The sequence below is a fragment of the Sporosarcina sp. P32b genome (assembly GCF_002743335.1).
In the GTDB taxonomy this organism is placed as follows: domain Bacteria; phylum Bacillota; class Bacilli; order Bacillales_A; family Planococcaceae; genus Sporosarcina.
In genome coordinates, this window is sequence record NZ_PDZB01000009.1 from 23,408 (window position 1) to 44,397 (window position 20,990).

Genomic DNA, 20,990 nt, shown 5'->3' on the forward strand with positions numbered 1-20,990 from the left:
ACTGCGGGCGGCGACTCCTGCAGGAATGCGTCCGCCCAGAGTGCAGATCAACGCGCTTAATTCTTATTTCATTTATTAGGAGGACTAGTTGATGATTTTATTCCCAGCAATCGACATTAGAGACGGCAAATGCGTTCGCCTTATCCAAGGTGACTATGCACAAGAAATAATTTACAATGATTCACCAACAAACATGGCACAAGAATGGCAAAACCAAGGAGCGGAGTACATTCACGTCGTAGACCTTGACGGCGCAAAAACAGGAAACTCTGCCAACAAACAAGCCATCGAAGCCATTGCAAAAGCAGTCAGCGTACCCGTTCAAGTAGGCGGCGGAATTCGCAACATGGACATCGTCGACTCGCATATCGAAAACGGCGTGGCACGTGTCATTATCGGCACTGCGGCTATCCAAGATCCTGAATTCTTGAAAAAGGCCGTTGAAAAATACGGTGATAAAATTGCTGTCTCAATCGATGCGCGTAACGGTTTAGTCGCAACTGATGGCTGGACAGAAACTAGTGACGTCAAAGCAGTTGATTTATTACAAGACTTAGCGGAAATAGGCGTTAAAACTGTTGTCTATACAGACATCATGAAAGACGGCATGCTCCAGGGACCAAACTTTGAAGAACTGAAAATAATGGATGAAGCATCTTCAATTGATATCATCGCATCAGGTGGTGTATCGACAGAAGAGGATATTAAGAAACTCGCTGCTGAAGACATGTACGGCGCTATTATTGGGAAAGCATTATACGAAGGCAATCTATCCTTAAAAAAACTATTGGGGGACGACAGTCATGTCAACAACTAAAAAGATCATTCCGTGTTTAGACGTAGATAATCGTAAAGTTGTAAAAGGAAAGAAATTTCTAGACGTTCAGGAAGTAGCAGATCCCCTAACTTTAGCAAAAAAGTATGTTGCAGATGGTGCAGATGAACTCGTCTTCTATGATATTTCTGCATCGACGAAAAACCGTGGTATGTTCCTCGATTTAATTGAGGAAATTGCAAAAGAAGTGCCAATCCCATTCATCGTAGGCGGAGGAATTCGCACGCTTGAAGATGTGGACAAAGTATTTGAACTCGGTGGTAACAAAATATCTATTAATAGTGCAGCTTTGACTAATCCGGAACTAATTAAAGAAGTAGCAGATAAATACGGATCAGAGCGTGTGATGTTATCAATGGATGTTCGTCAAGAAGGCGAAAATAAGTGGTCGGTTTATGCAAAAGGCGGCATGGAAGAAACAGGGATTGATGCGATCGAATGGGCGAAGAAAATGGAAGCACTTGGCGCTGGCGAGCTAGTCGTCAATAGTGTGGACGAAGATGGCGTCAAAGACGGGTATAATCTTGCACTCAACCGTGCTATGGCCGAAGCTGTCAATATTCCAATCATCGCAAGTGGTGGCGCAGGAAAACCTGAACACTTTAAAGATGTACTGACAGAAGGGAAAGCAGATGCAGCTTTGGCCGCGTCCGTATTTCACTTCAATGAAATCAATATTCGCGATTTAAAAAAATACTTGGCAGAAGAAAATATTGCAGTTAGGAATGACTAAAATGACACTAGACATCAATGCATTACAATTCGACGATAAAGGTCTAATCCCAGCGGTTGTACAAGATGATCGCACAGGGGAAGTCCTAATGCTTGCTTATATGAACAAGGAATCAATTGAAAAGACGTTGGAAACAAATGAAACGTGGTTTTATAGCCGTTCAAGACAAGAACTTTGGAATAAAGGCGCAACATCTGGAAATACCCAGCAAGTGCAACGTATTTCTGTAGACTGTGATCAAGATACATTGCTAGTCCAAGTCACGCCACAAGGTCCTGCTTGTCACACAGGCGAAAAAACATGCTTCTTTACAACAGTAACCGAAAAAGAAGAATCTTTACGTGAAGTCGTCTATGAAGTAATTGACGAAATTGCAGATCGTAAAGCTAACCCAATAGACGGCTCGTATACGACGTATTTATTCAACGAAGGTATCGACAAAGTGTTGAAAAAAGTCGGAGAGGAATCTACAGAAGTCGTAATCGGTGCAAAGAACGCGGACAAAGAAGAAGTGTCCAATGAAATTGCAGATCTGGTCTACCATACACTTGTATTAATGAACATTCTTGACGTAGATCTAACAGATGTTCAGCAAGTGCTACGGGAAAGACGACCGAAAAAGGAAGTGCCACGCAAATGAGTAGATTTCTGAGCACAGTTGCGCGCCGTACAGAACCTTATGTTCCGGGTGAGCAGTTGAATCAGCCAGATATCATTAAATTAAATACGAATGAAAACCCTTATCCACCAAGCCCTAAAGTATTACAAGCTATTCAAGAGGAATTGAGCGGCAACACATTGCAACGCTATCCTTCACCAACAGTAGACCCATTGCGTCACGCGATAGCGGAGACGTACGGACTGACAAAAGATCATGTCTTTGTTGGTAATGGCTCTGACGAAGTGCTGGCCTTTTCATTTATGGCATTTTTCGAACCAGGAAAGACCATTAAGTTTCCTGAAATTAGCTATAGCTTTTATCCGGTCTATTCCAAGCTATTTAATATTTCATTCGAAAAAGTTCCATTAAATGCTGATTTCACATTACCTAAAAAGCAGTTCTATAACTCACCAGGCGGCGTCATTCTACCAAACCCGAATGCACCGACAAGTATTTATGCTGAGTTGGATGTAATCGAAGATATTTTGCGGAACAACCAAGATCAAGTAGTCATTATCGATGAAGCGTATATTGATTTTGCAGGTCCGTCTGCGATGAAGTTGATTGATCGCTATCCGAATTTACTTGTGATTCAAACCACATCTAAATCTCGTGCACTCGCAGGATTGCGTGTTGGATTTGCACTTGGACAACCTGAATTGATTGCAGGATTAACGCGCATCAAAGATTCATTCAACTCCTATACAATTGATCGTTTAGCTATGGCAGGGGCTACTGCTGCTTTTGTAGATCATGCATACTTTTCGGAAAGTACGAACAAAATTATTCGCACACGTGAATCTACAGTCCATACTTTAAAAGAATTAGGTTTTGAAGTGCTGCCTTCTGATGCAAACTTTGTTTTTGTGAAGCCTTTGCATAAGGAAGCAAAAGTATTGTATCAACAGTTAAAAGACCGTGGAATTTTAGTCCGCCACTTTGATCAAGCGGATATTCGTGAATATTTACGTATTTCCATCGGTACTGACGAACAGATGAATACACTGTTTGAAGTGCTTAAACAACTTAGTAAATGAATAAATCGACTAAAAGCCATTCGAGACTGAATGGCTTTTTCTTGTCTTTAATGTATATATAGAAGCATAAATTCTTGTTATAATAGCTTTTATGACGATATTTGACGTATAAAAGATGTATATGTATACAAAACCGTGTATTTTTAACTTTTTCTATTGTATTTTTATACATCTTGCCTTATAATAATAAAAAGAAGCTTGATTGGAGAGATAAACTTATGAAAACTAAAAATATAATCATTATTGGTGCAGCAGGAAGAGACTTCCACAATTTCAATACATACTACCGTGGTAAAGAGGAATACAATGTTGTAGCATTTACAGCTACACAAATCCCGGATATCGATGGACGTAAATATCCGACTGAATTAGCCGGCGAATTGTATCCTGAAGGAATCCCTATCTATTCACAAGATCAGTTACCGGAGTTAATTAAAGAACTAGAAGTAGATGAATGTGTATTTTCTTATAGTGACCTTAGTTATGAAAAAGTTATGGGAATTGGTGCAATTGTAAACTCTGCAGGCGCTAACTTTACACTGCTTGGATCAAAAGCAACAATGATCAAAAGTAATAAACCAGTTATTTCAGTTTGTGCGGTTAGAACTGGAACAGGGAAGAGCCAGACATCACGTAAAATCATCGAAACATTGCTTGAGCATGACTTGAAAGTAGTAGCGATCCGTCACCCAATGCCTTATGGCGATTTGGCTGAACAACGTGTACAGCGTTATGCAACAGTAGAAGATTTCAAAAAACATAAATGTACGATTGAAGAAATGGAAGAATACGAGCCGCACGTTGATCGTGGAAATATCATCTATGCAGGTGTAGATTACCAGGATATTCTAGACGCTGCTGAAAATGATCCAGACGGCTGTGACGTAATCCTTTGGGATGGCGGAAACAACGACTTTTCATTCTATGAGCCAGACTTGGCAATCACAGTTCTTGATCCACACCGTCCTGGCCATGAATTGAAATACTATCCAGGTGAAGTATGCTTGCGTACAACAGATGTATCCATCATCAACAAAATCGATAGTGCATCGGAAGAAGCGATTCAGACGGTTGAAAACAATATTAAATTTGCGGCACCAAACAGTACAATCATTAAAGCGGAATCGAAAATCTCTGTAGATAATCCAGAAATTATCACAGGCAAGCGTGTGTTAATTGTTGAAGATGGTCCGACATTGACTCACGGTGAAATGAAACTTGGTGCGGGTGTGATTGCAGCACAGCGTTTAGGTGCAGCTGAAATTGTCGATCCGCGTCCATATGCAGTAGGAAGTTTGATCACTACTTTCAATAAGTATCAGCACATTGAAAATATCTTACCTGCAATGGGCTACGGCGAAGAGCAGTTAAAGGATTTGGAAGCAACGATCAATGCAGCGGATGTAGATGCAGTCATTATCGGTACACCTATGGATCTTTCACGTGTTATCAATATCAATAAGCCATGCACACGTGTTTATTATGACTTGGATGAAATCGGAACGCCAAATCTTGAGACAGTTCTTACAGATTTCATCAAAAAGCATAATCTTACTGCAACAAATGTGTAACAATAGATAGCTTATCCAGCACCTACGTCGAATGGGAATTCGGTTGTAGGTGCTTTTTTCTGATATACTACGGTTAGGATAGTAAGGGGGTAGTAACTTGTTTAATTCAAAAATCATTGATCTCGTCATTGGTCTGGTGATGGCGTACTTTGCATATGACCGAATCGCTACAGGACATACCGGAATGGGAATATTCTTTGTCGTGCTTGCGGCATTAAATCTTTTGGCATTTTTCATGAAACTTAGAACGGACAAAGATGTCCAACAAAAACAGTAATAAAACGAATCAGTTGTTCCTTTCACCACAATCTTGTAGTATAATTAAAAGATTGTAATTTTTGAAATGAGGCTAGAAATCATATGAAAAAATCGATATACGGTTTGACAATTGAACAATTGACAGACTTTCTTATAGAAAATGGACAAAAAAAGTACCGTGCAGCACAAGTTTGGGACTGGCTCTATAAAAAACGTGTCTTATCTTTCGATGAAATGAATAACATTAATCAAGAAACCATTGATGTATTGAATGAAAACTTCTCGGTTCAAACACTTGAGCAAAATGTTAAGCAAGTTTCACAGGATGGCACAGTGAAATTCCTGTTCAAAATGCATGATGGCAACTTGATCGAAACGGTTTTGATGAAATTCCCTTATGGTCATTCTGTTTGTGTTACAACACAAGTTGGATGTAATATCGGATGTAGTTTCTGTGCAAGCGGACTCTTACGCAAAAATCGTGATCTTGATGCAGGAGAAATTGTGGGTCAAATCATGAAAGTGCAAGAGTATCTCGATGGCAAAGGCGAAGATGAACGCGTAAGCCATATTGTAGTCATGGGTATAGGCGAACCATTCGATAACTATTCCAACTTGATGGACTTCCTTCATGTCGTAAATCACCAAAAAGGTCTATCAATCGGTGCGCGTCATATTACAGTTTCAACAAGTGGTCTGACAGAGAAAATCAAGGACTTCGCAGATGAAAAACTACAAGTGAACTTGGCGGTTTCATTACATGCGCCAAATAATGAGTTACGTTCATCGATTATGAAGATCAACAAAGCATTCCCGATTGAAAAATTGATGGATTCAATCAACTATTATTTAGAAAAAACAAATCGTCGGATCACATTTGAGTATATTTTATTGCGTGACGTGAATGACCACGTTAAAGAAGCAGAAGAGTTGGGTCGATTGCTTGCGGATAAGCGTCACCTTTCATACGTCAACTTGATCCCGTACAATCCAGTAGATGAACATGGCCAGTATCAGCGGAGTGAACCGGAAGCGATTAAATCGTTCTACGAAGCTCTCAGACGCAAAGGTATTAACGGTGGGGTACGTCTTGAAAATGGTACGGATATCGACGCGGCGTGCGGTCAACTACGAAGTAAACAAATCAAAAAAACAAAAAAACAACCGGTCGGAGAATAATTCTCCAACCGGTTTTTACTTTTTACGCGCTAATTTTACGATAAATTGAACGATCACAGAGATGGCTAGTCCGAATGATGAAATAATGAACAGCGATAAAATACCAATAGCTTCCGAAAATTCATTATCCATCATCAGGAAGCTGCGGAACATCTCAGCAAACGCTAGAACCAGAACGACCATGAACATTTTAAATGCAATCGATAGCTGATAGAACAATAAAAGGGAAGTGACAATCCCGACCATCAGACCGAATACGGCAAACGTCAAATAGTTATTGACGACCAAGTCATGTCCAAGAACTGTCCGTACGCCTAAAATGAGTAGAACAAATGAAGTCAGCGCAGTAAAAAAACCGGCTTTCCAATAACGAGAATCCAACACGTACACCTGCTTTCCTTACCTAGTATAGCGGAATTGACGAAATTCGTCACGCAACCCGACTGTTATTTCATGCGGTTTAGATCGGCCAGTAACTCTTCTTTATAGGATTCATTCGAGAAATTATACTCCTTCAGAATATAGCCTTCCGAATCCAGTAGATAGAAGTTTGTACCATGGACAACTTGCGTAGAAGATTTATGTTTCAGCACAAAAGTCTGGAACTCTTCCCGAGCAAACGCTTCAAATTCTTGTTGTGAGTAGCCCGTTAGAAAATGCCAGTTTGATTCATCATCAGTAAAGTTTGCGATATAGTCTTTTAATACTGCAGGTGTATCGGTATCAGGATCTACAGTAAAAGAGACGAAGTTCATTTCGATGTCCTGATCTTTCAACTCTGCTTGTAGATCTGCCATCTCACTCGTCAAGGTCGGACAAACTGTTGTACAATTTGTGAAAATGAAGTCTGCAATCCATGGCGAACCAGAAAGCTCCTTGGAACTAAATGGTTGATCATGCTGATCCGTGAAGGTGAATTCACGGACTTGTTTCCCACGTTCGAGAGGTTGGCTGCACCCATTCATAAATAGTACGAGCATCAACAGAAAAGGAATCAGACGTTTCAACTCTTTTCACTCCTTTGTATTTGCTCAGGTAATTCAATGATCACAATGGTTTCTGTTAATTCATTGAAAATGGTGAATGTACCTCCGTGTAACCGGACAATCTCTTTGACGATCGATAGACCAAGTCCCGTACCGCCTGTTGTGCGAGTTCGTGCTTTATCGGTACGGAAAAAGCGTTCTCCGATTCGCTCTACGTCCTCTTCTTCTATGGTCACGCCGTCATTGGCTATGCGATATTGTACACCTTGCTTACTGGCGGTCAGATGAATAGTAATGGATTGCTCAGCATATTTTACTGCATTATCGATCGTATTATAAAAGACTTGTTGCAATCGTTTAGGATCACCTTCCAAAATCAATTCCTCATCAATCGATGTACGCAACTGAATATTTTTGTCCTGTAATCGAATCGCAAATAATTCCAACGTATCCAATAGTAATTGCGCAATCGCAATCGGTTCAGTTTCCAGTGTATATACATCCTGTTCCAAATGGTTTAGCTCGACTAAATCATGTATGAGCTTCTTTAGGCGTTCCGTTTCTTTCTCGATGGTTGATAAGTAGTGTTTTACATCGTCAGGAGACGAATCGATTTTATTGCGTGAAAGTTGCGCGTAGCCGCTAATATATGTCAATGGTGTCCTGAGCTCATGTACAATATTTGAAGTGAAATCTTTCTTGCGCTGATCTTGTTCTTCAAGGGAACGACTCATTGAATCGAATGCAGTCGCCAGTTTACCTATCTCATCTGTCCGTCCTGTATTGAGTCGATTCGAATAATCACCTTTAGACACTTCTTCTGAATAGGTCTGCAATGTTTGCAACGGTTCGAATAGCGAACGCCACACACGCCGCAAAATTAAAAATAGAACGAGGAAGAATAGGCTCCCGACGAGTATCATAATGGGTAAACTGTCATGAAAAACATCTTGGATCGCAGCGAGCGGAACATATATATATATGAAACCAATCAGTCCATTTTCTCCTTTAATAGGGAAAATGCCACCGAAGATTTCACGATTTAATTCATCTACGTAGCCTTCTTTCATAACGGGCTTGCCTGTTTCTAGGATCTTCTCATCACTATCATTGATGAGTGATTGATAATCGATCTGATAAGGGAAATAGGACGTTAAATCATCTAAGCGATCTACGACGATGATTTCATACTCCGAGACGATATTATACCATTGAATCTTTTCGATGATCGAATCACTGAGCTCACCGTAATGATAATGGGAAGCTGTTCGATTTCCTTGATATATGATCGACTCTTTAATTTGTTCTTTATATAATTCGGTATACAAGTAATGAATGAAGAAGAATGAAAATAATATGGTACACGTGATGCTTCCTAAAAATACAATCAACATCTTTTTGCTTAGATTTAAATTATTCATTCAGAGTCCTCTAACTTGTAGCCGATCCCCCATACCGTTTCAATCATTTTACCAGCGTCGCCTAATTTTAGACGAAGCGTTTTAACATGTGTATCAATTGTCCGCTCACTGCTTTGATGATCATCGCCCCAGACCAATTCAAGTAATTGTTCTCGGGAATAGGCACGTCCTTTATGTTTGACTAACAACAACAGCAAGCCAAATTCCTTCAAAGTTAGATTTAAAGGTTTTCCGTTAAGCTGTGCTGTATACGAGTCTTCATTAATGGTAAGTGGACCAGCTTGTAATACAATTGGTTCAGGATTATGACGGTATGTTCTACGCAAGACGGCTTCGATCCGCGCGACCAGTTCTCCTGGTAAGAAAGGCTTGACGATGTAGTCGTCTCCACCAAGTTTTAGACCTTGAACTTTATCCCATTCCTCACCTCGCGCAGATAGGAAAATCAATGGGATCGATGAAGTGCGTTTCATCTCCTCTGCAAATGTGAAGCCGTCCATATAGGGCATCATCACATCGACAATGCATAAATCTATCGTATGTTGTTTGACGACAGAGAGAGCCTGTAAACCGTCGCTGGCTTCAAATACGCTATATCCGGCATCCTCGAGGATCACACGAATTAAATCACGCATTTGCTGTTCGTCGTCAATGACTAATAATTGGTAACTCAATTTACTACGCCTCATTTCATAAAAGCTTATAGTTTAATTTTCCGTAAAAGATGTGAAATCTACATGAAGTTTCGAGAAGTTGTTAAAACTTCATTGAAATTTCGTAATCATATTTTATAATCATAACAGCTAAACGAATAGATAGGAGAATGAAAAGATGAAACGTTTCGGAATGTTAGTAATGAGCACGGCGATGATCGGAATTCTTGCTGGATGCGGTCAAGATGAAGATGTACCGACGGAAGCTGTTTTACCTGAACCAATTGAAGTAGAACTTACAGTACCCGAACAAGGAAATGTCAATGAACCGGTGATGATCACTACACTGGTGACACAAGGTGAAGAAAATGTAGAGGATGCATCGGAAGTAGAGTATGAAATTTGGGAAGAAGGCAAGAAAGAAGACAGCATTCACGTGGAAACAACCAATGATAAAGAAGGCATTTATTCAGCAGAAAACACATTTGAGACTGACGGGTTGTATCACGTGCAGGTTCACGTTACTGCACGGGGCATGCACGTCATGCCTGTAAAGCAAATCCAAATTGGAGAAGCTACCCAACATGCGGATGAACACGAAAGTGCACAAGAAGGTCAACATCATGAACATGGCGAAGGAGTAGAAGGACTTGCTCTTCACTTTATGCAACCTGAGGGAGCAAAAGCAGCAACAGAAACAGAGTTGATGACGCATGCGCAGCTCGATGGAGAAGCAATAGAGGCGCAGGTTCGTTATGAAATCATCTCGGCAGATAAAGAAACCACATGGGTAGATACGGAAGAATCCAAGCCGGGTGAATATACAGCAAACTATCAATTCCCTAAAGTGGGCAGCTATCAAGTGATTATTCATATTGAAAATGAAGATATTCACGAGCATGAAGAACATACAGTAGAAGTAAAATAAGTACCACCCCTCGTCACTCCGGTGGTGAGGGTATTTTATTGGGAAGTAAAAGCTGTAATTCATTGATGAAAAGGGTTACACTAGTATAGGTGAAAGATTAATGAATCAAGAGGAGTGTTAGCATGACAAATTATCCAGAAAAAACATGTTCCATTGAAAGACTTGTAACTATTCCGGAGGACGTACAAAAGGTACTCAACGGTGAAAAGTGGGCTACTAGACGTAATGGTGTCTATGCATACCCAGGCGAAACGATGACGTTAGAAGGCATAGAGTTCAAAGTTGAAAAATTATATGAACAAACACTCGGAGAACTAACAGATGAAGACGCCAAATCAGAAGGTCATGAAACAGTTGAAGAATATAAACAGGCGATGCTGTCGATCCACGACAAAATGCCTTGGCTTCCTAAAATGAAGGTTTGGGTGCACGAATATAGCCCAATTCAGAAATAATCTCTTAAATGAACTTTTATTACGGAGCGATTGTCTTTGCACACGTAGTGTCGGCCATAATTTCAGTAGGACCTTTATTCCTCCTGCTGCCATTAATACGCCGGCTACGTTCTGCTAAAGCAGAAGCAGAAGACATCTATCTGGCGATTATCCGAGTCATTATACGACTCGTTATGCATTCAGGCCATGTGCTAGTTGTGACTGGTATATTATTAATTTTATTTGGTCCGTGGCCATGGAACACGTCGTGGATTATTCTCACAATAGGCGTCATGTTGCTGTCCGGGTTCTTCCTGGCAACTGGTTTCTCTTCTGTATTGAAAAGATTCCATGAACCAAGCAATGACAGGGAAGCGGTACTCAACAAGTTACAACGCACTGCCTGGATTTATATTGGATTGCTTATGGTGATGCTTTGGCTTATGGTACAAAAACCGGCAGTCTGGTGAAATTACATAGCGAGCAAAAAGATGTGTACAATGTTGCACATCTTTTTAATTGCAAGATTTGGTTTGACAGTGAAAATTACAGCGAATATGATGAAGATAGCAGTTTTTTGAAAGGAACGATTTGAAGATGAAAATAAAAGTACTCGGTCTGATGACGATCGTTGGATTGCTATTAACAGCGTGCAGTCCAACCGACAGCAATGAGACGATAAAAATTGGTACGACGGCAGGAATTTATGCTAAAGTCATCGATCAGGCATTAAAACCGGCACTTGAAGAACAAGGGTACAAAGTCGAAGTAGAATCGTACGTAGATTTAATTGAACCGAACAAAGAGTTGGCTGATGGAGAAATAGATGCCAACATCAACCAACAACAAATTAATCTTCAACAGTTTAACGAAGAATATGATTTGCCTATAGTGGCTTTGACGGAAGTTCCAAGTGTGGGACTAGGCTTATATTCTAACTCGTTGACGTCGATGGATGATATTCCTAACGGTTCATGGATTACTATTCCGAATGATGAACTAGGCACAGCGAGAGCCCTACGTTTCCTTGAACAACAGGGATTAATTTCATTGAATCCAAGTGCACCCACTTATGCAGTTACAGAAAAACATATTGATAGTAATCCAAAAAACTTGAACATCCAGCCTATCTTGATTGCACAGCTGATACCATCTATGGCAAGTGGTGATTTAGCCATCATTCCAGACAATTATATTATGGTCAATGAAATGGAATTGGAAGACGCACTAGCACATGAAGAGCTTGGTGAAGAGTTGCAATATATCGTTGCGGTCAGAGAAGAAGATCGTGAGAAGGATTTTGCTTTAGCGATTAAAGAAGCAGTAGCATCAGAGACGTTCCAAGAAGCTATTGATGAACATTTCCAAGGCTTCGGAAAATAAAAACCACGTATGGACTCAACTATGAGCCATACGTGGTTTTTTCATCTACCTTATCTTTGCTGTCGCTTCAAAAAGTCTACATTTGGATAATAGGCATCTTTTACGAGTAAATTCGGTCCAAGACAACGCACTGCAGGACAATGACAGCTTACGCTTTTTGCTAAGGGATGTTGTTGCCATTTCGTATATAAATCCGTTAACTGGTCGGTTTGAATATTCCCTAGTGGAGGAACATCTCCGAAATCTGTCACGATCACGTCTCCGGTAAACATATTGACATTCAACCGAGAACGACCGTCTGGATCATTTCGCACCGTGACGTTTTCACTTGCTGCAAGTTTCGCAAACAATTCTTGATCTTTTGCGTCGTTACTACAATTATAAAACGGTAAAGTCCCAAATAGCATCCACGTTTGTGGATCACGGTATGACAGCAGATCGAACATTGCTGTACGTGTTTCATCCAAAGTTAGTACATCCAATGAAGAAGCGAAATCGCTAGGATACATAGGGTGTATTTCATGGCGACCACATTTCATTTCATGGACAATTTGTTCATGGATGGTCTGTAAATGAGGTAATGTTCGGCGATTCAACATCGTTTCCACAGATACCATAACACCCATTTCAGACAATGCGCGGCTGTTTTCGATCATTCGTTCGAATTGTGCTGCACGACGCTCACGTGGCGGCTTGCGTTCCATCCGAGCGAATCCACCATCGATGAAATCATCCACTGTACCCCAGTTATGTGAAATATGCAGGACATTCAAATACGGTGCAATTAATTCATAACGTTCAATAGGCATAGTTAGATTCGAATTCATCTGCGTCTGAACTCCGCGTGCATGTGCATACTGCAATAACGGTACGACATACTGCTCGACAGATTTCTTCGAAAACATCGGCTCGCCACCTGTTAAGCTAATCGTTCGCAAGTGGGGGATTTCATCCAACCGCTGTAATAGCAACTCGATTGGTAATGCTTGTGGATCTTTCGGTTGTAGCATATATCCTACCGCGCAATGTTCACAACGCATATTGCATAAATAGGTCGTCGTGAATTCTATGCTGGATAGAACTTGCTTCCCGTGCAAATCTACATCTTGATATGCTTCCCATGCATCTGATAAACGGGAATGTGATAGTACCATGTTCGTAACTCCTTATATCAATTAATTTTTATCACTAGCATATTCTGCTAGGTCCTTCGCATATTTACTCATCGATGAGGTAGAAACATCAAATGCTTCTGCGATCTCTTTTAATGTCATATCAAGCGGTTCGAAATATTTATTGTCTAAACCATAACGGATTGCACCGGCCGCAATCGCTAGTTTCTTTCGGGCTTTTGGCTGCTCATCTACTAAGAAATCTTCAAGCACTTCTAGCAAAGCTTGCGATTCTCGGTTATGTTGCTTTAAAAATTCAGCAGCCGACTCTATAACGCCTGCTTCGAATTCAGTAAACTCATCTCCGGTATAGCCACTTTCACCAAGCGCAATCCAGAATTTCATGATGGAGTCTTTGAGTGAAGGGTTTTCCGTGTCTGCAAGAGTTTTAGCAAACTGTTTGATCGCTTCCGAATGATCAGTCGGGAAGAAGATTAAACTGGAAACTGCTAGATAATTACCTTTAGACGTACCATCGGAAAGTATGAAGCAATAGAAGTGGACACCTACGGGAACAGGCTTATCGCTTTCTTTCCACAAATCAATCGTTTCATCACCTAGAATACTTGTAGCTGTTAAATATGTATCTCCAACAGCAGTTACTTCACCGACAAATACCCTCGGCTCTGACCATCTATCAAGTAATTCTAGAATCGATGGGCGAATATGTTTTTTCTTCTGCTTGGCCAAATAGTCGTCCCAAATATCTCTCCGTTGATGGAAGAAGAATTCATCAAGCGCAATCGTTTCAATCATTTCTTGTGGTAAATAACTATTCAATGAAGATTTCCATGTATTTGCAAATTCCACGAACGCCGGTACATCTGGTCGCTCTGGATGAATATCATAAAACGTCTGTAGTATATTCTCCATTTCATCTGTCAGTAAATCTTCGACTGTTACAGCATCTTTTCGTTCACAACACTTTTTATATTTCTTGCCACTGCCACAAGGGCACGGATCATTACGTCCAACCATAAAAACACTTCCCTTTTTAAAATTACTACATCTCTAAGTGTACCAAACGAGAGGCGAGTTCGCATGATATATGTGTGATGAATAACCTGCAGTGAAGTATTGGCATATTTGTACTAAATAATAGTGCTAGTAGTAATCAAGTAAATGGAAGAAAGCAAAGTACGTAGTTTGATTCTCTCATATATTCCCGGAAAAAATTAGGTAAACAGGTTACCATTTTGTTTAATCTTCCATATGCTAGTTCGAGGTGACCTATGGAGCAGTCTAACTTGCTGTTTTTATTGTATGCAGACATCTGTTTAATCATTGGCTTTTATATGTACATCCGAAAAATGAGGAAATTGATAGGTTTCCATTTAGGTATGAATATGAGCATGGTAATGGGCGGGATGGCTGCTTTGTTGTTTGGAATCATACTCATTACTCATATGCCGTTCCATTTCACGTATATTACATTACTCTCGGCGAGTATCGGAGGGGCAGTAGGGGCTTGCTTTGGCATGCTAATTGATTATCAGACGTTTGTGACTGGTTTGACGAATGGTCTGATTGTCGGACTAATGGCACCAATGATTGGCACGGTTATGGAAATGCAAATGTTGTTTATTTGGTTTCTACATGCATTCTTCATTGGTAGTTTAGGTATTTTATTTATTTCAATAAAAAGGGCGTGAAGGGGGCAATGCTACTTCTAATCTTGCTATTCATGTGGTGTGTTGGTGAAATACTAGTCAACTATCGAGTTGTAAAAAAGAAAAGACTGTTGTTTGATGACCGATTCACAAAAACTATTTGTATGGCGATTGCGTCCATCTCTTCTCTCGCGATGGCATTGTACCTAGAATTATTGTTGTCAGATAATCAACTAGTTACTTACTTATTGCCGGTACTTCTTGGAGTGTTTATCGGTTGGCGATTTGGTTCGCTTATTAAAGCACCCGCTTCCTTAAATGGTCTGTATAACGGCGCGATGGGAGGAGTAATGGGCATGATGCTTGGTGCAGTGCTGAAAAATCCTGCACTATGCAATATACCCATTGACGCTAATTCATTGATTGCGAGTAATCTTTTCATCATTACTATATTTATTGCCTTTTCCCATTCAGTAGTTTGTTTCTTCATCCGCTATTCAATGAGAGGGTGATGATCATGTTGGCAGGAGAGGAGTACAGTAGTGAAAAAAGTCATTATTATAATGATGTTGCCCATCATTTTCGGGCTTGTATATGCGATGTGGTCGAAGGCGGTGGAACTACCCCAAATTGGAAAAGTAATCGAATGGCCGTTTACAGAAGTGAGCGGGAGCGAAACGAACTTCCAGGGTAAACCGAAACTCGTCACATTTTTCTACACAAAATGTCCCGATGTTTGTCCGACTACTATGTGGGATCTGACCGCTTTACAGGAAGTAATGAAAGATAGGGGAATCTCTCAAGATGAGTACTTCATCATAGCTATCACCGTAGATCCTGAATATGACACGAAAGAGAAAATAGTGCGTTATAAAGAACTATTTAATATAGAAGACCCAAATTGGTTATTTTTTAGAGGGACAGAAGAAACAACCAAAGAATTTTCGAAATACCTGAATTTTTATTACGACAGGAATGAAGATGGATTCGTTACCCACTCGACGTCTATGTATATTGTGGATGGTCAGGATTTAGTAAGAGCTCATCATAATATGGCAACAGGGAAAAATAACGTAGCCATTGAAGAGATCGCTAATCATTTACAACAACTTATTAAATAGTTTTAGTGTTACTTTTCGAATGATAGTAAGGAGGTGATCTTCATGAAGGAAGCTAGTAGTAATCCCGCTTTTTCCTCGCCAACAAGTAATGGGCCTGATGAACAAACGAGAGTCTTAACAGATTATATTGGTCAGAAAAATTTATTTAAGATAGCCGGAATTCATGAACCACTCAGGAAATCATTAACACTTAAAAAGTTTTTCAAAAGCAAACGAAATCAGCAAGTTGTCATTGCATCACGCGGTGAAATGGACGGCTGTTTGGAAACTGAAGGTAAAGTCGCAGCCATCGGCAGAGATTTTGTTATGTTGACGAACCTACAGAAACGGATTTGGATTCCCTTTACGTATATTGAAACAGCAAATATCCCCTTTGGCTTTCCTTCTTATTCGAACACGCATCAGCATCACCTATATGATAATCATCTGCAAAAAAGACTAACTCTTCGATTTGGCGAAACCGTCAACGAAAGAGAAGCACTTGTGCAACAATTTTTCGAGGAGTCTTTTCGGACCAACTTTCTTTCATGGAAAGGAACAAGAGTGGAAGTCATTTCGCGCGAAGAAACGGTCAGTGGAAAGATCGTGAATACGACCAAGAGCGAACTAGAGCTTACAAGCTTTGGCACAGTGCGTAAAATCCCTTTAGAAAATATTCGCTTTGTATCTACTTTTTCCTTCGTTTCATATTTGAAGAAAGAGTTGAGAACACTGCTCCGATCATGGGATGAAAAAGTAAGAGGAGGCTGGAACAATGAAAAATAATAAAGGAATTCAATCTCAAGATTTCTCGGGTTTGATAAATCAAGAAGTACTCATTATCACTCAGGCGGTGCAGCTTAATCTATTAGGCCAAGTTTTTAGGCCGATTTTTTGCGGAACTGTTTCAGAAGTGGGGATAGGGCATCTCACCTTAACGCCTGTTACCGTCAAAATGGTAAATGCCCCTTTTTATAAGTTTCCGACACCCATCAGTATACCGCTGGAGAAAATTGTTTCATTCTCGACAGAAGTGCCTTGTGATTTAGTCTTTCCGTTAACGTGAAAAGGAGATGGATATATGACGCAACCAAACGAATGTCAACCAATCAATATAATTCGTGAAGAAGGGATTAGTACCCATTTCAGTCAGAACATTAACAAAAAAGTTCTAATTCTAACTGAAGCTTTCCCGTTTATGTTTATAGGGGAAATTATAAGTGTAGTGGATGATTTTGTGGAAATGAAAGTTCAGAATACATCCATTCCTGCATTGGAAGGAAAAACTTGGTTTGTGCATATCGATTCAATTGAAGTGTTCTATATCGAGACAGAAACAGGAATTAAAATCCCTGAATTAAAAGAGTAGAAAATGAGGTGAAGCGAGTGAAAAGACACTACCATGTAGTAGCCATTCCCATACGAATTGTCCTGAATACATTTGGGGACCACAATCCGAATGGCATGATGTATGTGCTGAAGGAAAATGAAGAAAAAGTGAAAAGGCTCGTAAAGAAAAACCCTTTCATGCCTGTCGATCTCGTTCAGCCGCTCTTTATCCGAGCGAATGAAGGAGACGTCGTGGAAATACTGTTTGAAAATAAACTCCCATTCCATGCAGGTATGCATTTTCAGGAAGCAGAATACGATGTCTGCCAATCGGATGGAGCGAATGTTGGATACAATAAGGAAACGACTGTAGCACCATGTGAAAAAATCTTATATAAGCTGCATTTGATGAAAGAAGGAAACTATTATTTCTCTGATCTAGGAAATGTCTCGAGTGACCAGAACGGTTCCAATTCAAATGGTCTGGTAGGAGGCTTATGCGTGCAAAGTCGTTTCTCCTGGTGGACCGATCCTGAAACAGGCAAGCCAATAAACAGCGGACAATATGCGGATGTCCATCACCCTTTGCTACCATCCTTCCGAGAATATGTGTGGATGTTTACAGATGAAATGGAAGTGGATGATTTAACAGGCAACAGACCGATCAATCATTTCTCCAACCAGGAAGAAGAGTCCTTCCACGGTGCGAATTACCGTTATGAACCGGAAAATAGACGTGAACAATTAGTGGCGGAAGGCGTCGTCTGTCCAAACTGCGAAGGGGAGGAAGTACACCATGATTCATGGGTATTCGGAGACCCATCGACTCCAATTTTGCGAGGGTATGTTGGTGACCCTGCAAAAATCCGGCTTTTCCATGGCGGAGTAAAGGAAACGCATGTATTCCATTATCACGTCCATCAGTGGTTTAGTGATCCGAGTGATTTGGCGTCAGAAATTTTTGATGCACAGGCTATTAGTCCGCAAAGTCACTATACAATTCAGCCCCTATACGGTCTTGGTAGCTTGCAAGGCTCTTTTGGTGACGCAGTGATCCACTGTCACCTCTACCCACATTTTGTTGCAGGGATGTGGGGGATGAACCGGGTCTTTAATACCCTTCAAGATGGCAGTCAGTGTTATCCGAACGGGGTTCCAATAAAGTCACTGAAGCCTCTTCCGGACAGACCTGCACCGCCAAAACCAACTAAGATGAAGCCTGGATTCCCGAATTTCATTCCAGGAAAAGTCGGTATGAAAGCACCACGTCCTCCAATGGGGATTGTTGGAGGTAGGGGACTAACAGAACTGGAGAGAAACGCAGCCATTACAAATCCGCGACCGGGTGCTGTTTTCACCGATCCATGTCCTGAGGGGGCCCCTGTGAAGGAGTTCAATATCTCTTTGATTGAGATCCCTCTTATTTATAACCGTGAAGGTTGGCATGATCTAACTGGCCGCATTTTCGTACTGGATGAAGATCTGGAGGATATTTGCTTGGGGAAGAAAGCGCCCGAACCGCTCGTCATCCATGAATCCAGTCATACTCGCTATCAAATTAATTTCACAAATCGGCTGCCGCATATTCTGGATGGTGATGCCTTCCAGCTTGTTACGCGAACTTATGAGGCGGGTATGCATATCCATTTTGTAAAGTTTGATGTGCTCGTAAATGATGGGGCGAATGTCGGCTGGAACTATGATTCTTCCGTTTTGTCAGGTGAGACCATTCAATACTCTTACTATGCAGATACAGAGCTTAAAGCATGGTTCTTCCATGATCATTTATTCCCTGGTGCCCATCAGCAGCATGGCGTCTTTGGAACGGGCGTTGTTCATCCGCGATTTACTAAATATCTTGATTCGACGACTGGAGAAGAAGTAGATCAAGGAACGGAAGTCACTTGTGTCAATCCGCTAATACCTGATTACAGGGACTTTGTGATCTTTGCACAGGATTTCACACATTTAGTCAATAAAGACGGTAAACCATTAGCACCTCCGCCATTCCCAGGTTCACCGGATGATCCAGGATTATTTGGAGTGAACTATAAAAATGAACCACTGCAATTCCGGTTAGGCAAAGACTGTGATCCTGCTTATAGTTTCAGTTCTTATGTAAAAGGCGATCCAATTACTCCGATTTTTAAAGCGTATGAGGGAGATTCCATCCGGATTCGGCTGCTGCAAGGGGCACAGGAAGAATCTCACAGCTTTAATGTACATGGTCTTCGTTGGCTACATGAACGAGGCGATCTGAATTCCAGATTGGAAAACCAACAGCATATCGGCATATCTGAATCATTTACGATGGAGATGAATGTGCCGCGATCGGGTGATTATTTATGGACTTTCGAAACAGAAGAGGATTTATGGAATGGGTTATGGGGTCTAATCCGCGCATTCGATGAAAAAGTGCCTGAATTGATCAAATTGCCAGATCGGCCTGAACCAAAAGAGCGTTCAACACCTTTGCCGGAATGTACAGGGATCAGACCGCCGTCAGCTGCTGATCCAACTGTGGAGATAGTGAAGGGGCCACTGAGGAAGTACGATGTTGTAGCCTTTCAAACCTCGATCCAATATAACTCGTTCGGTGATCATGATCCGGATGCCATCATCTTTGCATTGCGTGAGGATATGGAAGCGATACAGAATGGCGAAATAGAACCAGTACCACTCATCTTACGTGGCAATGTGGGCGATACAGTAGATGTTACGTTAACTAGCTATCTGAAACCAGAGCTGTTTCCATTCAAAGACGGAATCTATCCATATCCAATAGTGAAGGAGCAAGCATTTTATCCACCGTCTTTACGTATTTCCCTGCATGCACAATTACTTGATTATGACGTGAAGACGTCTGCAGGAGAGACAGTTGGATTCAATGGGGATCAAACAGTTGGACCTGGAGAATCTAGGACGTATCGCTGGTATGTCGATTCGGCTGTCGGTGTGTGTGGCATGTGGGATATGGCAGATATCCGCAATCACCGTTCGCAAGGCGCGTTCGGAGCATTCATTGCTGAGCCTAGGGGGACGGAATATTTGGATCCGTATACACTACAGCCCGCGTCGACCGGAGCAAGTGTTATTTTGCGGAATCCATACTTACCAGATACTAGGGAGTTCGTAATTGTGATGCATGACGGTGTAAGGTTGCTTGATAAAAATAACCAGGTCATTTTTGATCCTGTGGATGGTATATTGCTCGCTCCGCCTGGAATAGACGAAGATTTGCTTGATACGTATGATCAAGGATCGCGTGGCTTTAACTATCGAAGTGAGCGTCTAATCAATCGTTATCTAGAGCATGCAAAAATTCATGATTTATTTAGCTCAGATGTTTTTGGCGATCCTTCAACTCCTATATTTGAAAGCTATGTGGGGGATCCAGTCACTATTCGGCTAGTTACACCTGCCGAAAGACGTAGATCTCATACATTCCACTTACACGGCCATCGTTGGAAATCTGATTCGAAAAATATTCATTCTCGAACAGAATCAAATGTCGGATTTAACGTAGCGGGTGCTAAGAGAAATCTGCAATTGCTTGGCGGTGCGGGAGCTTATAACGGATTCTCGGGCGATTTCATGTATCGGTCAGGAAACATTCGCTGGGATATCGAGCAAGGGATGTGGGGGATTATGCGGGTGTTCGAAGAGCTTAAAAAACATCTCCCTAAACTAGATCAATAGT

The 20,990-nt window shown here is 41.1% G+C and carries 24 protein-coding genes; 18 read left to right on the top strand and 6 right to left on the bottom strand.

The window, feature by feature from the left end; translation table 11 throughout:
* Positions 1 to 91 precede the first annotated feature (91 nt).
* From hisA to rlmN, 7 genes are all read left to right on the top strand, one after another.
* Positions 92 to 817 (top strand): 1-(5-phosphoribosyl)-5-[(5-phosphoribosylamino)methylideneamino]imidazole-4-carboxamide isomerase, encoded by a 726-nt coding sequence (gene hisA, locus CSV64_RS08150; RefSeq protein ID WP_099632681.1) that lies wholly within the window; start codon positions 92 to 94, stop codon positions 815 to 817.
* Entirely contained in the window at positions 804 to 1,568 is a 765-nt protein-coding gene (gene hisF / locus CSV64_RS08155) for an imidazole glycerol phosphate synthase subunit HisF (RefSeq protein ID WP_099632682.1), read from the top strand. The genes hisA and hisF overlap by 14 nt, the downstream gene beginning before the upstream one ends.
* Positions 1,561 to 2,208 carry a bifunctional phosphoribosyl-AMP cyclohydrolase/phosphoribosyl-ATP diphosphatase HisIE gene (gene hisIE, locus CSV64_RS08160; RefSeq protein WP_099633006.1) on the top strand — a complete coding sequence of 216 codons (648 nt, stop codon included), beginning with the start codon at positions 1,561 to 1,563 and terminating at the stop codon, positions 2,206 to 2,208. Before hisF ends, hisIE begins: the two co-directional genes overlap by 8 nt.
* Entirely contained in the window at positions 2,205 to 3,266 is a 1,062-nt protein-coding gene (gene hisC / locus CSV64_RS08165) for a histidinol-phosphate transaminase (protein ID WP_099632683.1), read from the top strand. The genes hisIE and hisC overlap by 4 nt, the downstream gene beginning before the upstream one ends.
* 218 nt (positions 3,267 to 3,484) lie before the next feature.
* Positions 3,485 to 4,837: a cyclic 2,3-diphosphoglycerate synthase gene (locus CSV64_RS08170; RefSeq protein ID WP_099632684.1), complete on the top strand. Its 1,353-nt coding sequence runs from the start codon at positions 3,485 to 3,487 to the stop codon at positions 4,835 to 4,837.
* A gap of 97 nt (positions 4,838 to 4,934) precedes the next feature.
* Positions 4,935 to 5,114, top strand: coding sequence for a hypothetical protein (locus CSV64_RS08175; RefSeq protein ID WP_099632685.1), 180 nt, complete (start codon positions 4,935 to 4,937; stop codon positions 5,112 to 5,114).
* 83 nt (positions 5,115 to 5,197) lie between these two features.
* Positions 5,198 to 6,274: a dual-specificity RNA methyltransferase RlmN gene (gene rlmN, locus CSV64_RS08180; protein ID WP_085426671.1), complete on the top strand. Its 1,077-nt coding sequence runs from the start codon at positions 5,198 to 5,200 to the stop codon at positions 6,272 to 6,274.
* A gap of 15 nt (positions 6,275 to 6,289) precedes the next feature.
* Here rlmN and CSV64_RS08185 read toward each other — a convergent pair whose 3' ends face one another.
* From CSV64_RS08185 to CSV64_RS08200, 4 genes are all read right to left on the bottom strand, one after another.
* Positions 6,290 to 6,655 (bottom strand): hypothetical protein, encoded by a 366-nt coding sequence (locus CSV64_RS08185; protein ID WP_099632686.1) that lies wholly within the window; start codon positions 6,653 to 6,655, stop codon positions 6,290 to 6,292.
* A 65-nt stretch (positions 6,656 to 6,720) separates the two neighbouring features.
* Positions 6,721 to 7,281: an SCO family protein gene (locus tag CSV64_RS08190; RefSeq protein ID WP_233190358.1), complete on the bottom strand. Its 561-nt coding sequence runs from the start codon at positions 7,279 to 7,281 to the stop codon at positions 6,721 to 6,723.
* A complete protein-coding gene (locus tag CSV64_RS08195; protein WP_099632687.1) occupies positions 7,278 to 8,681 on the bottom strand; it encodes a sensor histidine kinase in 1,404 nt (467 codons plus the stop codon). Before CSV64_RS08195 ends, CSV64_RS08190 begins: the two co-directional genes overlap by 4 nt.
* Positions 8,678 to 9,370 (bottom strand): response regulator transcription factor, encoded by a 693-nt coding sequence (locus CSV64_RS08200; RefSeq protein WP_099632688.1) that lies wholly within the window; start codon positions 9,368 to 9,370, stop codon positions 8,678 to 8,680. The genes CSV64_RS08195 and CSV64_RS08200 overlap by 4 nt, the downstream gene beginning before the upstream one ends.
* 142 nt (positions 9,371 to 9,512) lie before the next feature.
* On the opposite strand from CSV64_RS08200, the gene CSV64_RS08205 reads away from it, so the two are divergent.
* The 4 genes from CSV64_RS08205 (at position 9,513) to CSV64_RS08220 (ending at position 12,079) form a co-directional block, all read left to right on the top strand.
* A complete protein-coding gene (locus tag CSV64_RS08205) occupies positions 9,513 to 10,262 on the top strand; it encodes a FixH family protein (RefSeq protein ID WP_099632689.1) in 750 nt (249 codons plus the stop codon).
* Between the two features lie 122 nt (positions 10,263 to 10,384).
* On the top strand, positions 10,385 to 10,717 hold the full coding sequence (locus CSV64_RS08210) for an ASCH domain-containing protein (protein ID WP_099632690.1): 333 nt from the start codon (positions 10,385 to 10,387) through the stop codon (positions 10,715 to 10,717).
* 8 nt (positions 10,718 to 10,725) lie between these two features.
* Positions 10,726 to 11,166, top strand: a complete 441-nt coding sequence (locus CSV64_RS08215; protein WP_099632691.1) for a DUF2269 family protein — start codon at positions 10,726 to 10,728, stop codon at positions 11,164 to 11,166.
* A 127-nt stretch (positions 11,167 to 11,293) separates the two neighbouring features.
* Complete coding sequence (locus CSV64_RS08220) at positions 11,294 to 12,079, top strand: MetQ/NlpA family ABC transporter substrate-binding protein (protein ID WP_099632692.1); 786 nt, start codon at positions 11,294 to 11,296, stop codon at positions 12,077 to 12,079.
* 50 nt (positions 12,080 to 12,129) lie between these two features.
* Here CSV64_RS08220 and yfkAB read toward each other — a convergent pair whose 3' ends face one another.
* Complete coding sequence (yfkAB, locus tag CSV64_RS08225) at positions 12,130 to 13,233, bottom strand: radical SAM/CxCxxxxC motif protein YfkAB (RefSeq protein WP_099632693.1); 1,104 nt, start codon at positions 13,231 to 13,233, stop codon at positions 12,130 to 12,132.
* A gap of 21 nt (positions 13,234 to 13,254) precedes the next feature.
* On the bottom strand, positions 13,255 to 14,229 hold the full coding sequence (locus CSV64_RS08230; protein WP_099632694.1) for a YecA family protein: 975 nt from the start codon (positions 14,227 to 14,229) through the stop codon (positions 13,255 to 13,257).
* Positions 14,230 to 14,483: 254 nt separating this feature from the next.
* On the opposite strand from CSV64_RS08230, the gene CSV64_RS08235 reads away from it, so the two are divergent.
* Genes CSV64_RS08235 through CSV64_RS08265 form a run of 7 tightly spaced genes read left to right on the top strand, consistent with a single transcriptional unit; the run spans position 14,484 to position 20,989 of the window.
* Positions 14,484 to 14,903 (top strand): hypothetical protein, encoded by a 420-nt coding sequence (locus CSV64_RS08235; protein ID WP_099632695.1) that lies wholly within the window; start codon positions 14,484 to 14,486, stop codon positions 14,901 to 14,903.
* An 8-nt stretch (positions 14,904 to 14,911) separates the two neighbouring features.
* The gene (locus CSV64_RS08240) at positions 14,912 to 15,373 is read left to right on the top strand and encodes a hypothetical protein (protein WP_099632696.1); all 462 of its coding nucleotides are present in this window, start codon (positions 14,912 to 14,914) and stop codon (positions 15,371 to 15,373) included.
* Between the two features lie 30 nt (positions 15,374 to 15,403).
* Positions 15,404 to 15,982 (top strand): SCO family protein, encoded by a 579-nt coding sequence (locus CSV64_RS08245; RefSeq protein WP_233190359.1) that lies wholly within the window; start codon positions 15,404 to 15,406, stop codon positions 15,980 to 15,982.
* Between the two features lie 42 nt (positions 15,983 to 16,024).
* Positions 16,025 to 16,747, top strand: coding sequence for a hypothetical protein (locus CSV64_RS08250; RefSeq protein WP_199168334.1), 723 nt, complete (start codon positions 16,025 to 16,027; stop codon positions 16,745 to 16,747).
* Complete coding sequence (locus CSV64_RS08255; RefSeq protein WP_099632697.1) at positions 16,737 to 17,027, top strand: hypothetical protein; 291 nt, start codon at positions 16,737 to 16,739, stop codon at positions 17,025 to 17,027. The genes CSV64_RS08250 and CSV64_RS08255 overlap by 11 nt, the downstream gene beginning before the upstream one ends.
* 15 nt (positions 17,028 to 17,042) lie before the next feature.
* The gene (locus CSV64_RS08260) at positions 17,043 to 17,330 is read left to right on the top strand and encodes a hypothetical protein (protein ID WP_099632698.1); all 288 of its coding nucleotides are present in this window, start codon (positions 17,043 to 17,045) and stop codon (positions 17,328 to 17,330) included.
* Positions 17,331 to 17,347: 17 nt separating this feature from the next.
* Positions 17,348 to 20,989 (top strand): copper oxidase, encoded by a 3,642-nt coding sequence (locus CSV64_RS08265; protein ID WP_099632699.1) that lies wholly within the window; start codon positions 17,348 to 17,350, stop codon positions 20,987 to 20,989.
* The last annotated feature ends 1 nt before the right edge of the window (position 20,990 follow it).

Coding starts and splice junctions, on each gene's coding strand:
- CSV64_RS08210 (WP_099632690.1), top strand. CDS start 10,385: ATGACAAATTATCCAGAAAAAACATGTTCCATTGAAAGACTTGTAACT.
- CSV64_RS08255 (WP_099632697.1), top strand. CDS start 16,737: ATGAAAAATAATAAAGGAATTCAATCTCAAGATTTCTCGGGTTTGATA.
- hisC (WP_099632683.1), top strand. CDS start 2,205: ATGAGTAGATTTCTGAGCACAGTTGCGCGCCGTACAGAACCTTATGTT.
- hisA (WP_099632681.1), top strand. CDS start 92: ATGATTTTATTCCCAGCAATCGACATTAGAGACGGCAAATGCGTTCGC.
- CSV64_RS08170 (WP_099632684.1), top strand. CDS start 3,485: ATGAAAACTAAAAATATAATCATTATTGGTGCAGCAGGAAGAGACTTC.
- hisF (WP_099632682.1), top strand. CDS start 804: ATGTCAACAACTAAAAAGATCATTCCGTGTTTAGACGTAGATAATCGT.
- rlmN (WP_085426671.1), top strand. CDS start 5,198: ATGAAAAAATCGATATACGGTTTGACAATTGAACAATTGACAGACTTT.
- CSV64_RS08220 (WP_099632692.1), top strand. CDS start 11,294: ATGAAAATAAAAGTACTCGGTCTGATGACGATCGTTGGATTGCTATTA.
- yfkAB (WP_099632693.1), bottom strand. CDS start 13,233: ATGGTACTATCACATTCCCGTTTATCAGATGCATGGGAAGCATATCAA.
- hisIE (WP_099633006.1), top strand. CDS start 1,561: ATGACTAAAATGACACTAGACATCAATGCATTACAATTCGACGATAAA.
- CSV64_RS08230 (WP_099632694.1), bottom strand. CDS start 14,229: ATGGTTGGACGTAATGATCCGTGCCCTTGTGGCAGTGGCAAGAAATAT.
- CSV64_RS08250 (WP_199168334.1), top strand. CDS start 16,025: ATGAAGGAAGCTAGTAGTAATCCCGCTTTTTCCTCGCCAACAAGTAAT.
- CSV64_RS08215 (WP_099632691.1), top strand. CDS start 10,726: ATGAACTTTTATTACGGAGCGATTGTCTTTGCACACGTAGTGTCGGCC.
- CSV64_RS08240 (WP_099632696.1), top strand. CDS start 14,912: ATGCTACTTCTAATCTTGCTATTCATGTGGTGTGTTGGTGAAATACTA.
- CSV64_RS08200 (WP_099632688.1), bottom strand. CDS start 9,370: ATGAGGCGTAGTAAATTGAGTTACCAATTATTAGTCATTGACGACGAA.
- CSV64_RS08235 (WP_099632695.1), top strand. CDS start 14,484: ATGGAGCAGTCTAACTTGCTGTTTTTATTGTATGCAGACATCTGTTTA.
- CSV64_RS08195 (WP_099632687.1), bottom strand. CDS start 8,681: ATGAATAATTTAAATCTAAGCAAAAAGATGTTGATTGTATTTTTAGGA.
- CSV64_RS08260 (WP_099632698.1), top strand. CDS start 17,043: ATGACGCAACCAAACGAATGTCAACCAATCAATATAATTCGTGAAGAA.
- CSV64_RS08205 (WP_099632689.1), top strand. CDS start 9,513: ATGAAACGTTTCGGAATGTTAGTAATGAGCACGGCGATGATCGGAATT.